The organism is Nioella ostreopsis (genome assembly GCF_004000255.1).
In the GTDB taxonomy this organism is placed as follows: Bacteria; Pseudomonadota; Alphaproteobacteria; order Rhodobacterales; family Rhodobacteraceae; genus Nioella; species Nioella ostreopsis.
The window spans coordinates 57,780-69,850 of the sequence record NZ_RCIQ01000023.1; the positions used below are offsets into that span (position 1 = coordinate 57,780).

Genomic DNA, 12,071 nt, shown 5'->3' on the forward strand with positions numbered 1-12,071 from the left:
ATAAATCAAGTGTTTGAATTTCGATGGGAGTTTTCTTGGGGGTGGGAGTTGGGGTGTCTGAATATTTTGAGAGATCATTTTGTGATTTATATGAAGAGGTTATGATGTTTTTCCGATTCCGCCCCCGGCACCATTTATCGCAACGGGAAACTTCCATACCTCCTTAGTCCTGCAAGGAGACATCATCCGCCAATAAGCTACTAGCTGTCTCGAGGAACCTTAATCCGTAGGGCCCGGGCGTAGCGCTCAACTCTGCAAAGCGGGTCCCAAGAATCTTTCAAGGGTGCAATAGGTCACTGTGCCCTATGACCTCATCGCTTACCTCGTGGTCATTTCAACGATCTCGGCCGGTGCAGGGGCTCTCCATACAGACTGGTAGCCGCCCAATATGCTCGAAGACGTGATCGGAAGCCCCGGCAGGGCGATCCAGGCAGGTGTTTGGCGCCCGAGGAGCGCGAGGATTGCAACCTGCGCCATAGCGAGACCCTGAGAATAGGGGTTCTGCGCCGCAACGCCCTTGAGCACCGTTCCATCAGCCAGCCGCGGCACCATCTTCTCTCCGAGGTCAACGGTCGTGACCGGCATCGAGACGCCCAGGCGTTCCATCGTTTCCAGCACTTGAACCGCGGGCTCGTCCCAGACCACGAAGAGCCCGTCGAGGTCGGGCGTGGTCGACAGAAAGCTCTCGGCCGTTCCGCCTGCAAGATGCGGCGCGGGAAACGTAGCCGTTTTGAGCGTCACATCCGGTCGCTGCCCGCCCATCCATTTGCTGAAGGCGATCTCCCTCTGGTTCGTAGCAAAGAAATCCACGCCATAGGTCAGCACGCCGACAGACGCGTTCTGCGGCAGGTGCGGGGCCAGGAGTTCCGCGCCCGTCCGGCCAAGCCCGAAATTGTCGGCCGACACGAGTGACACATAGTCCTTGCCCGGCAGCAGCCCGGTTGGGGCATTGTCGAGCAGCAGCAGCTTGATGCCGGCCTCGGCCACGCGCCGGTGCGCGGCGGCGACTGCGGTGTTTTCCACCGGCAACGAGATGATGGCATCCGGGCGAAGGTCGATCAGCCGGTCCAGCGCCGCGATCTGGCGGTCAGGGTCGAACTGGCAATCGACCGCTTCCAAGAGTGAGATCGAAACATCACCAAGCGTTCCTGCGATAGCTGCCAGGTGTTGCTCCGACCAGTTCCCGGACAGGGTGTGCAGAACGACGGCGACACGATACCCGCCATCGCGGGCCGCTGCCGCGTCACTTGCCGTAATGACAAGACGCCGTGGGTCGGATGCCCGTTCGCCATGCGGACCGAGGCCGGATATGGACTGGGATGGTGTCGTCGGGGGAGTAACGGAACCCATCGTGTCTGCCCTCTTCAAATGGATGGCGCCGGTGGCGGCGCGGGTGTTTCGGAGAGCTCGGCCAGGCGACGGGCCGCGGCCTCTCTTGCGGCGAGGAATTCCGGGTGGGCCATTGGGCGTCCGCTCAGGATCCATCCACGCAAGAGGGCCGGGTCGAACAAGGCCTCGGTCACCACCATCGCGGCCCCGACGAGCCCGGCGGAACTGCCCATCTGCGACCGGATGATCCGCAGGTCACGGGTGACCAGCGGGTGACTTTCTCGGTAGACGACCTCGCGGACCGCCGCAAGAAGGGTATCGTTCGTCATCGCCACGCTGCCGCCCAGGACAATGAGTTCGGGGTTGAGCATCGTTGCGAGATAGGCAACGGAATGCCCGATCATGCGGCCGCTGCGCGACAGGATATCCATGCTGGCCCCGTCACCCGCCTGAGCGGCCTGGGCGACATCGAAGGGCGTCAGTTCCTCCATCCTAGCAAGAATGTCCGCCAGGTAACTGCTGCGTCCGTCCTTCACCGCGGCAAGCCCTTCCCGCTGGATCATGTCAGCCCCGGCCATTGTTTCCAGAGGTCCGGTCTTTCCACCTTCGGTAACGGGCAACTGGCCGATCAGCCCGGCTGCTCCCTGCGCGCCGCGAAACAGGGTTCGGTTCATGGTCAGGCCCGCGCCGATGCGTTTGCCGACCTTGACGAACAGCATTGTGTCCACGTCGGTTCCGTCACCTGCAGTGAGTTCGCCCATGGTCATGGTCTCTACACTGCTGCGAACCCAGACCGGGGCCTTGAAACGGTCGATGAGAGTCTCGACGACCGGCGTCGTTTCCCAGCCGGGAAGGAAGACGGGGGTCTCGCTCAGAAACAGCTCCGAGGATTGGACGGGGACGGGAGCGGGAACCGACAGCCCGATGCCCCAGAGCGGGCCGGCATCGGCATGGCGCGGGAGGATCCACTCGATCAGTTTGACCAGCCGGTCGAGGATGCTCCGTGGGGCAAGAGACAGCTCCGACGCTTCGTGATGTTCGGTGATCAGCCGCCCCGAAAGGTCGGCGATGCCGATGCTCAGCGAAGTCTGGTCCAGCGCTGCGACCAGGATGCAGCCTGCATTGGGGTGGAAGCTGACGAGTTTCGGTGCACGCCCGCCGGTTGCAACGCCCGACTTGCTTTCATCGACAAGATCGAGGTCGGTCAGGGTCGACAGGCGGTCTGCAACGACTGCCCGGCCGAGTTCACAGGTTCGTTCCAGTTCCTGTCGCGTGGTGGCCGTGCCCAGGCGCACCAGGTTCAGGATCGTCATCAGGCTCTGGTTCGGTGTTTCGCTACTGCGCGGGCGCCCCTTTCCGCGCGGCTTGACGGACTCAGGCATCGGTTCCTCCCGACTCGGAGCGGTGCTGGGGGGTGACAGGATTCTGAGTTTCCAAGCGCGGGTTCATGGGCGCGAGACCTTCTGGGGTTGTCTTGTTCTGCATATCACAGCGGTTAGTTGCATCACAATGCATTACTTATGTTGATAAAAAGCAAAAGATAAGATGCTTATGCATTTAATATATTGACTTAGGCGTATGAAGCCTGAATATTGAGCGCTATGAGATGAAACGGCGACAAAAGTGGTCGCTATCAGAATGTGGGAGATGCAGGACATGGTTGCGAAGCTGGCTTATCACGCCAATTGCTGGGGGCCGCTCGGCGGGCACCCCGTCGGCGTCACCTCGATCGGTAGCCTGACCTACATGACCTTTGCCGACATGGAAGAGGCCTTCGCCGATATCGCCGCAGCTGGCTATTCGGGCGTGGAAATTTTCGACGGGAACCTGCTGGAATATGCGGACCGCAAAGCCGAGCTGAAAGCGCTACTGGCTGATAACGGGCTGGAGTTGCTGGCTGTCTACTCCGGTGCAAACCTCATCTTTCCTGACATCGCCAAGGAAGAATTCGAAAAGATCCGCCGGGTCGCAGACCTTGCGGCTGAATTCGACACCATGCACCTTGTCATTGGCGGAGGCGCAAAGCGCCTTTCGGGTCCAAGGCCCGAGGACCGGGCTGCCGTTGGGGCCGGCCTTGAAACCTGTCGGGAAATCGCTGGTCGGTCAGGGTTGGAGGCGCACTATCATCCGCATCTCACAACGCTGGCCGAGGCACCTGACGAGATCGCGGAAATCTTCGCCCATACCGAGATTCACTTCTGTCCCGACACCGCGCATCTGGCGGCGGGCGGATGCGACGTGCCCGCTCTGATCCGCCAATGGGCCGACCGCATCACCTATGTTCACCTCAAAGGGCTTCAGTCCGAACCTTTCGGCTTCACGCCGCTCGGGCAGGGGGATCTGGACATGGATGCCATCGTCCAGGCGCTGAAAGACACGCAGTTCAGCGGATGGATCACCACCGAACTCGATACATGGCCCGACCCGGCAGCGGGTGCGCGCGCAAGTTACGACTGGCTGAAGGCCGCTCTGGCCAAAGCCTGACACTATCATCCAACATCACCTTCGGGAGGAGACCGAAATGAGCTTTCTGAAACATACCAGTCTTGCGGCCATGGCCCTGGGCGCGATCCTTGGGGCGACGCCTGTCGCCGCGCAATCGGCAGCCGAGGCGCTGGAGCAGCTTGCCGGGCAGGTGCTGTCCACCGGACCCAATGGCGAGGCGCCGACCGCGGCCTCCGAGATCTCGCTCAGCGAGGCGGACCTCGAGGCGATCCGTGCGATGAACGCGACGGCGGCTATCGTGCTGCACTACGGCGGGAATGACTGGAGCCAGGCCCAGGTGAACGGCCTTCGTCACCAGTTTGAGATCATGGGGATCGAGGTGATCGCGGTCACCGATGCCGGTTTCTCGGCCGCGACCCAGATGTCCGATATCGAGACGATCATGGCCCAGAATCCCTCGATCATCGTGTCGATCCCGACCGATCCGGTCGCAACCGCGAGTGCTTACCGCATGGCAGCTGAACGGGGTGTCGAACTGGTCTTCATGGACAACGTGCCCGCAGGGCTGACCGCAGGTGAGGACTATGTCTCTGTCGTGTCGGCCGACAACTACGGCAATGGCGTTGCATCGGCCCATCTGATGGCACAGGCCCTTGGCGAAGATGGCGGCGAAATCGGAATCGTCTATCACGCGGCGGATTTCTTCGTGACGCGTCAGCGCTATGACGCTTTCCGCGCCACCATCGAGGAGAACTATCCCAATATCGAGATCGTCGCCGAGCAGGGCATCGGCGGGCCGGATTTCATCGGTGATGCCGAACGTGTGGCCAGCGCAATGATGATCTCCAACCGCGGGATCGACGGTATCTGGGCGGTCTGGGACGTTCCCGCCGAAGGCGTGATCGCTGCCGCCCGTGCCGCAGGCCGGGACGATCTGATCATCACCACCATCGACCTCGGCGAGAACGTCGCCATCGACATGGCGCGTGGCGGATATATTCACGGTCTCGGCGCACAGCGCCCGTTTGAACAGGGCGTGACCGAGGCGATCCTGGCCGGCTATGGCCTGCTGGACCGCGAAGCGCCTGCCTATGTCGCGCTGCCGGCCCTGCCAGTGATGCAGGACAACCTGCTTGACGCCTGGGAAGAAGTCTACTCGACCGAGGCGCCTGCCACCGTCGTAGGCAGCATGCAGTAACCCTGCACATGGCGGCCAGCTGCCCTCCCTCGGCTGGCCGCCTCTCTCTCCCAATCTTTCTAATAGACCCCGCGTGCTGTGCCCCTTCTGGGCGCAAACGCCCGAAGTGCGAGCGAAGCAATGAAAACGATGAATGTAGCAATGATCGGCGGCGGTTTCATGGGCAAAGCCCACGCCATGGCCTATGCGGCAATGCCGATGTTCTTCTGGCCAGCCCCGGCCATTCCGGTGCGCAAGGTGGTTGTCGATATCGACCAGGCCCGCGCCGACGAGGCGGCCACCCGCTTCGGCTTCGAGGAAGGGTCAGCCGATTGGCGCGCCGTCGTCGCCCGTGACGATATCGACGTGGTCGATATCTGCACCCCGAATGACACCCATGCCGAGATTGCCATCGCGGCGGCCAAGGCCGGCAAGCACATCATCAGTGAAAAGCCGCTTGCCCGCACCGCCGAGGAGGCCAAGGCCATGCTCGACGCCGTGCAGGCGGCGGGGGTGATCCACATGGTTGCCTTCAACTATCGCCGCACCCCGGCGGTGGCCCTTGCGCGCAAGCTGATCGACGAAGGCCGCATCGGCGAGATCGTCAATTTCCGGGGCACCTACCTGCAGGATTGGTCCGCCGATCCCGACAGCCCCCTATCCTGGCGTTTCCAGAAGGATGTTGCCGGGTCCGGCACCATCGGCGATATCGGCACCCATGTCGTCGATTTCGCGCGCTACCTGGTGGGCGAGATCGCGGCGGTGAATTCCGTCAACCGCACCCTCATTCCCACCCGCCCGGTTCAGGAAGGCAATGTCGACAAGCTCGGCGTCGGTGGCGGCGATGCCAATGCCAAGCGCGGCATCGTCGATGTGGACGACGAAATGATCACGCAACTGCGCTTTTCCAGCGGTGCCTATGGTTCGATCGAGGCCAGCCGGAACGCCCATGGGCGCAACAACTACCTGACCTTCGAGATCCACGGCACCAAGGGATCGATCCTTTTCGACTATGAGCACCGCGACGCGCTTCAGGTCATGTTCGCGGACGATCCCGCCGATGTGCGCGGTTTCCGCACGATCTACACCGGTGCCGCCCATCCCTATGGCGAGGGGCTGTGGCCGATCCCGGCCCTTGGCATCGGCTATGGTGAAACCAAGATCATCGAATGCTATGACCTGTTCCGGGCGATCACTTCGGGTGAGCAGCCAAGTCCGAGTTTCGATGACGGGTTCCGCATCTGCCAGATCGCGGACGCCATCATCGCCTCGGGCGAAAGCCAGAGCTGGATCGAGGTCTGACAATGTCACAGGCAACTTCAAACGCATTCGAAATGCGCGCGATGGTCAAGAATTTCGGTGGCGTCCGCGCCCTGAAATCCGTCGACCTCGCGGTTGCCTTCGGCGAGATTCATGCGCTTCTGGGTGAAAACGGGGCTGGGAAATCGACGATCCTGAAGATCCTTCAGGGGGTTTATCGACCGACGAGCGGCACCATCGTGGTCGGAGGCAAGGAGGTGTCGGGGTTGACCCCGCGCCTCGCCTCCGAGCTTGGCATCGGCATGATCTTCCAGGAAATGAGCCTGGTACCGACGCTGACGGTCGCGCAGAATATCTTTCTTCTGCGTGAACCGACGAATGCGCTTGGCTTGATCTCGGATCGTCAGATGGTGGCAAAGGCAAGAGAGATCTTTGCCACGATGGGGGTCGATATCGACCCACGCGCCGAGGTGAGCGCGCTGAGCGCGGGCCAGCAGCAGTTGACGGAAATCGCCAAGGCGCTGAGCCAGGATGTGTCTGTCCTGATCCTTGATGAACCAACATCGGCGCTGACCGCGTCTGAGGTGGAGATCCTGTTCCAACTGCTGGACAAGCTCAGGGCACAGGGCAGGGCGATTGTCTACGTCTCTCACCGGATGGACGAGATCTTCCGCATCGCGGCTCGCGCAACGGTTCTGCGCGATGGTAACAAGATCGCAACCCGGCCGCTGGCTGACTACACGCTTGAAACCCTGATCGCCGACATCATGGGCAAGGCAACCCGCGATATGTCGGACCTGATCGCGGACTCTGCGGCGACCTCTGACGTGGTTCTGAAGCTGCGCGGTGTCGGGGTCGAAGGGCGGCCCGGGTCGGTCGATCTTGACCTGCATGCAGGCGAGGTTCTGGGGCTGGCCGGACTGATGGGTGCAGGCCGGTCGCGGATCGCACGCACCCTGTTCGGATTGCAGCCAGGCGCCGTGGGTGAGATCGAGATCAATGGCGCCACGGTGTCGATCCGCAGCCCCTCTGATGCAATGGCACATGGCATCGCGCTGGTGCCGGAGGACCGGCGGCGGCAAGGCTTGGTGCTGGAACATTCCGTCGAGGACAACATCGCCCTGCCTGTTCTGGGGGCAGTCTCTGGCCGGATCATGGTCCATGGCAAGCGCCGGGCCAAGCTGGCCGATGAAACCATCGCCAAGATGACGATCAAGACCGACAGCCGCAAATCGCCCGCGAATGCTTTGTCAGGCGGCAACCAGCAGAAGATCGTGATCGGCAAATGGTTGGCGGCTTTGCCGGAGATCCTGATCATGGACGAACCGACCGCGGGGATCGACATCGGGTCGAAAACCGAAATCATTCAGCTCGTCCGGGCGCTGGCCGCGGCTGGCAAGTCTGTAATCTTCATTTCCTCCGAACTGGCCGAGCTTCTGGCCGTGTCCGACCGCATCGCGGTCATGAAGAACGGCAGCGTGACCGAAACGGTCAGCCGCCATGACCTGCATGTCGACCCCGAAGAGGTCGACACCCTGACCGGCAGCGCCTTCCAGCGCGCCGAGCAGCGACTGCAACTGCTTATTCAGAAGGGAGCCGCATGATGGCCCATACCGACACGCGCCAAGGCGGCTTCGACCTCGTGAGCTGGTTCAAATCCAGCTGGCGTCAGAACATCATCTATTTCGGCTTCGTCGCGGTTTTCGTGTTCTTTGCCATCACATTGCACGACCGTGGCTTCACCGATCCGCTGAACCTGCTCAACATCTTCCGCCAAAGCGCGATCATCGCGGTCATGGCGGTGGCGATGACGCTGGTCCTGTCTTCGGGCGAAATTGATCTGTCGGTCGGCGCCGTTGCCGGACTGGCCTCGGTCACGACCGCATTGGCCATCGCCTCGGGCGGGTTGGTCATGGGGGTTGCGGTTGGTCTTCTGACCGGGGTTGCGGTCGGCGTGATCAACGGGTTCCTGTCCACAAAACTGGCCATTCCGACCTTCCTGACCACGCTGGCCATGATGGGCATCGCAACGGGCGCCGCCATGTGGATCAGCGACACCCGCGCTGTGCCGGTTCTGAACCAGAGTTTTGCGGGGTTCTTTGGCGGCGGCACACCGTTCGGCATCCCCTCGCTGCTTCTGTGGATGATCTTCGCCGGGATCCTAGGGCATGTCACGCTGCGCCACACCCGGTTCGGCAGGCAGGTTCTGTCGGTCGGGGGCAACGCTGTCGCGTCTCGCTATTCCGGCGTGAACACTGCGCGGATCAAGATGGGCGTGCTCGTCATCTCCTCGACCACGGCAGCACTTGCCGGGATGCTCTATGCCGGTCGCCTGCAATCGGGGCGGTTCCAGCTTGGCGAAGGGGATGAGTTGTCGGTCATCGCGGCGGCGGTGCTCGGTGGCACTTCGCTCTTCGGTGGCCGGGGCACCGTGATCGGATCCATCGTCGGGGCGCTGATGATCGGTGTGATCAACAACGGCCTGATCCTGATGAGCCTCGAGTATTCTCAGCAGCTGATCGCGCGCGGTGCCATCATCATCCTTGCCGTGGCCATCAGCCAAGCGGGCCGCAAACAGGACTGAGACCGGGGCGGACAGCGGCCTGTCCGCCCACTGCAATCGAACTGACAAAGACCGGACCTGCCCCCGGCAGGCTAAGGGAAAGGCTTGCCCGGACTACGGCAGGCGAGAGTAGGAACAGCCATGAAAACCATCAAGGGTCCCGCGATCTTCCTGGCCCAGTTCGCCAGCGATACCGCGCCATTCAACAGCTTCTCCGCGATCTGTGAATGGGCGGCCGGGCTAGGGTTCAAGGGCGTGCAACTGCCCAGTTGGGACGTGAGGCTGATCGACCTCGACAAGGCGGCAGAATCGCAAACCTATTGCGACGAGTTGAGGGGGCAGGCGGCGCAGCATGGCGTCGAGATCACGGAGCTCTCAACCCACCTGCAAGGGCAATTGGTGGCGGTCCACCCGGCCTATGACATGGCCTTCGGTGGCTTTGCCCCGGCGGCGGTGCATGGCAACCCCGCGGCGCGGACAGACTGGGCACGTGATCAGGTTCTGAAGGCCGCGCGGGCCTCTGCCAATTTGGGGCTGACCCATCACGCAACCTTCTCCGGCGCGCTGGCTTGGCCCTATCTTTATCCCTGGCCGCAACGACCTGCCGGGCTGGTCGAAGAGGCTTTCGGAGAACTGGCCCGCCGGTGGCGCCCGATCCTCGATGCCTTTGACGCGGCGGGCGTGGATTTGTGCTACGAGATCCACCCTGGCGAGGACCTGCATGATGGCGCGACATGGGAGATGTTTCTGGAGGCAGTCGGGAACCATCCCCGTGCGCATATCCTCTATGATCCCAGCCATTTCGTGCTGCAATGCCTCGACTACCTAGATTTCCTCGACATCTATGCTGACCGGATCGGGATGGTTCATGTGAAGGACGCGGAATTCAATCCGACCGGGCGTCAGGGCGTCTATGGCGGCTACCAGCCCTGGCTGAAGCGGGCAGGGCGGTTCAGGTCGCTCGGCGACGGGCAGGTCGATTTTCGCGCAATTTTTTCCAAGCTGGCTGCGATGGACTTTGACGGTTGGGCCGTGATGGAATGGGAATGCTGTCTCAAGCATCCCGAGGATGGGGCGCGGGAAGGGGCCCGGTTTATCGCCGATCACATCATCCGCGTGACCGAGACCGCCTTTGATGACTTCGCGGGCAGCGACACGGATCGTGCGGCCATCAGGGCCATGCTTGGCGTGAGTGAAGGAGAGGCAAGATGAGCGACCCAATCAGACTGGGCATGGTGGGCGGTGGTGAGGGTGCCTTTATCGGCCAGGTTCACCGCATCGCAGCGCGGCTTGATGGGCGTTACCGACTGGTGGCCGGGGCCCTGTCCTCTCGCGCAGAGGTCGCCCGGCAATCGGCAGAGGCTTTGGGAATCGCCCCGGACCGCGCCTATACCGATTTTGAGCATATGGCAGCGGCGGAGGCCGCCCGAGCCGACGGGATCGAAGCAGTCGCCATCGTCACCCCAAACCATATGCACGTGGCTCCTGCCAAGGCCTTCCTGAAGGCCGGCATCCACGTGATCTGCGACAAGCCGCTGGCTTCGACGCTGGATGATGCGCTTGACCTGGCCGCTCTCCAACCGGCCAATGGTGCGCGTTTCCTGCTGACGCACAACTATACCGGCTATCCGATGGTGCGCCATGCGCGGCAGATGGTATCTGAGGGGCGGCTTGGGCAGCTTCGGCTGGTGCAGGTCGAATATGCGCAGGATTGGCTGACAGAGCCCGCCAGCAATAAACAAGCCGACTGGCGCACGGATCCAGCGCGGTCCGGGGCAGGGGGCTGCATCGGTGATATCGGCACCCATGCCTACAACCTCGCCCGCTTTGTCAGCGGCCTGGCTTTGGACTCGCTCAGCGCCGATCTGACGGCCTTCGTGCCCGGGCGGCAGGTCGACGACAACGTGAACATGATGCTCCGCTTCGAAGGCGGCGCCAAGGGGATGCTTTGGGCCAGCCAGGTCGCGCCGGGCTGCGAGAACGGTCTTGCGCTGCGGCTATATGGGGACAAGGGCGGACTGGAGTGGCGGCAGGAAGACCCCAACGCGCTTTGGTTCACCCGCTTCGGCGATGCAAAGCAACGCCTCAGCCGGGGAACGAGCGATGCCAATGGTGACGAACTCGGCATCCGCATCCCGCCAGGCCACCCGGAAGGCTACCTCGAAGCTTTCGCGACACTCTACGCCGACTTCGCGGACGTGATCCGCAACGGGACCGACCTCGCGCTGCTACCAACGCTCGACGACGGTGTCGAAGGGATGCGGTTCATTCAGGCCGCCATAAGGTCCAGCCTTGCGGACGGCAAATGGACACAGCTTGCCTGAACATAAGACGCATCAGGTTTCGTCGGTTGGCCGCTTGTAGCCCAAATAAGCCGATACGTGGCGCAGACTGATTGCGGCCGGGATATTGTCTGATCGGGTTTTGTTAGACAGATTCCAGCTCTCGTGTCGGTGGTTTGATTTCACTGCCGGACACCATTTAGCAACCTATATCTTATGAATTCAGCACCTTAGGCGCCTCCCTATTCCCAGCGCGGATTGGTGTGGGTAAAAGTGGGACCTATTGGTTCGATATTTGACTTTTTCCAGTGAGCGGACGTCTCGCAGGAAGAAGTCACGTCGTAATAGGGAGAAGCAACACGTCCAGCACAGCTGCCGTTGTCGCTCTAATCCCTGCATCGACCAGAAATGCGCGTATCTGCGACTTTGGCAGGTGCTGCTCCCGAGCAGCCTTGCCTGCAATGATCGCCGAACTGATCAACGCTGATGTGATGTGGCCTTCGCTTATCTCGTCTACAAGACCATCCCCCTGAAGTTCAGAAAGCCTGTCATAGACATCGCGTGTCAGCTCTTCGTTCGAAAACCCAGAGCTTTCGATACCTGGCATTATGGCAGCGACTTCTTCAGTCACCCTGATGTCGATCTCAGGGTATCGCGCCAAATGTTCCAGAACTTGGGCTTCGGACGCCACAGCCTTCAGTTGGACCTCACCAATAGAGTTTCCATCGACTACGAACTCAACGTCGCCGCCTGGATGGTTGGTGAATTCCTTTACTTTGGCTTGAATATGATCCCAGTCACCGTTCTCTGCCTGAACGAACAAGAGCTCGTGGTAGATGAGCATTGATAATTCTCGTGTCGGCGCTTCGATCCCACCCCCATTTCCCACCCATCCCCTCAGCATTCCCGTCGATGCCACCCGTATAACTGAATCAGTCAATCGCTGCATTCATTCGGAGAAACACGAGCATGACGAACGGAAATCCCTACGAGGGAAGCACCTTTTCACGGTTCC

Annotated in this window: 10 protein-coding genes; 7 read left to right on the top strand and 3 right to left on the bottom strand. The window is 61.5% G+C overall.

Annotated features, from left to right (window positions below):
* Positions 1-318: 318 nt before the first annotated feature.
* Together EP237_RS18980 and EP237_RS18985 are read right to left on the bottom strand one after the other, a co-directional pair.
* A complete protein-coding gene (locus EP237_RS18980) occupies positions 319-1,350 on the bottom strand; it encodes a substrate-binding domain-containing protein (RefSeq protein WP_127562463.1) in 1,032 nt (343 codons plus the stop codon).
* A 14-nt stretch (positions 1,351-1,364) separates the two neighbouring features.
* Positions 1,365-2,711 carry an ROK family protein gene (locus EP237_RS18985; protein WP_206052325.1) on the bottom strand — a complete coding sequence of 449 codons (1,347 nt, stop codon included), beginning with the start codon at positions 2,709-2,711 and terminating at the stop codon, positions 1,365-1,367.
* 265 nt (positions 2,712-2,976) lie between these two features.
* Between EP237_RS18985 and EP237_RS18990 the strand changes: the two genes are divergently transcribed.
* The 7 genes from EP237_RS18990 (at position 2,977) to EP237_RS19020 (ending at position 11,098) form a co-directional block, all read left to right on the top strand.
* Positions 2,977-3,813, top strand: a complete 837-nt coding sequence (locus EP237_RS18990; RefSeq protein WP_127562464.1) for a sugar phosphate isomerase/epimerase family protein — start codon at positions 2,977-2,979, stop codon at positions 3,811-3,813.
* A gap of 37 nt (positions 3,814-3,850) precedes the next feature.
* The gene (locus tag EP237_RS18995) at positions 3,851-4,972 is read left to right on the top strand and encodes a substrate-binding domain-containing protein (RefSeq protein WP_127562465.1); all 1,122 of its coding nucleotides are present in this window, start codon (positions 3,851-3,853) and stop codon (positions 4,970-4,972) included.
* 120 nt (positions 4,973-5,092) lie between these two features.
* Positions 5,093-6,253: a levoglucosan dehydrogenase gene (locus tag EP237_RS19000; RefSeq protein WP_071673966.1), complete on the top strand. Its 1,161-nt coding sequence runs from the start codon at positions 5,093-5,095 to the stop codon at positions 6,251-6,253.
* A 2-nt stretch (positions 6,254-6,255) separates the two neighbouring features.
* Entirely contained in the window at positions 6,256-7,815 is a 1,560-nt protein-coding gene (locus tag EP237_RS19005; RefSeq protein WP_127562466.1) for a sugar ABC transporter ATP-binding protein, read from the top strand.
* A complete protein-coding gene (locus EP237_RS19010; protein WP_071673964.1) occupies positions 7,815-8,795 on the top strand; it encodes an ABC transporter permease in 981 nt (326 codons plus the stop codon). Before EP237_RS19005 ends, EP237_RS19010 begins: the two co-directional genes overlap by 1 nt.
* Positions 8,796-8,915: 120 nt before the next feature.
* A complete protein-coding gene (locus tag EP237_RS19015) occupies positions 8,916-9,986 on the top strand; it encodes a sugar phosphate isomerase/epimerase family protein (RefSeq protein WP_127562467.1) in 1,071 nt (356 codons plus the stop codon).
* A complete protein-coding gene (locus EP237_RS19020) occupies positions 9,983-11,098 on the top strand; it encodes a Gfo/Idh/MocA family protein (protein WP_127562468.1) in 1,116 nt (371 codons plus the stop codon). The genes EP237_RS19015 and EP237_RS19020 overlap by 4 nt, the downstream gene beginning before the upstream one ends.
* Before the next feature lie 292 nt (positions 11,099-11,390).
* Here EP237_RS19020 and EP237_RS19025 read toward each other — a convergent pair whose 3' ends face one another.
* On the bottom strand, positions 11,391-11,900 hold the full coding sequence (locus EP237_RS19025; protein WP_127562469.1) for a hypothetical protein: 510 nt from the start codon (positions 11,898-11,900) through the stop codon (positions 11,391-11,393).
* Between the last annotated feature and the right edge of the window lie 171 nt (positions 11,901-12,071).

Coding starts and splice junctions, on each gene's coding strand:
- EP237_RS18990 (WP_127562464.1), top strand. CDS start 2,977: ATGCAGGACATGGTTGCGAAGCTGGCTTATCACGCCAATTGCTGGGGG.
- EP237_RS19020 (WP_127562468.1), top strand. CDS start 9,983: ATGAGCGACCCAATCAGACTGGGCATGGTGGGCGGTGGTGAGGGTGCC.
- EP237_RS18985 (WP_206052325.1), bottom strand. CDS start 2,711: ATGCCTGAGTCCGTCAAGCCGCGCGGAAAGGGGCGCCCGCGCAGTAGC.
- EP237_RS19010 (WP_071673964.1), top strand. CDS start 7,815: ATGGCCCATACCGACACGCGCCAAGGCGGCTTCGACCTCGTGAGCTGG.
- EP237_RS19000 (WP_071673966.1), top strand. CDS start 5,093: ATGAAAACGATGAATGTAGCAATGATCGGCGGCGGTTTCATGGGCAAA.
- EP237_RS18980 (WP_127562463.1), bottom strand. CDS start 1,350: ATGGGTTCCGTTACTCCCCCGACGACACCATCCCAGTCCATATCCGGC.
- EP237_RS19025 (WP_127562469.1), bottom strand. CDS start 11,900: ATGCTCATCTACCACGAGCTCTTGTTCGTTCAGGCAGAGAACGGTGAC.
- EP237_RS19005 (WP_127562466.1), top strand. CDS start 6,256: ATGTCACAGGCAACTTCAAACGCATTCGAAATGCGCGCGATGGTCAAG.
- EP237_RS19015 (WP_127562467.1), top strand. CDS start 8,916: ATGAAAACCATCAAGGGTCCCGCGATCTTCCTGGCCCAGTTCGCCAGC.
- EP237_RS18995 (WP_127562465.1), top strand. CDS start 3,851: ATGAGCTTTCTGAAACATACCAGTCTTGCGGCCATGGCCCTGGGCGCG.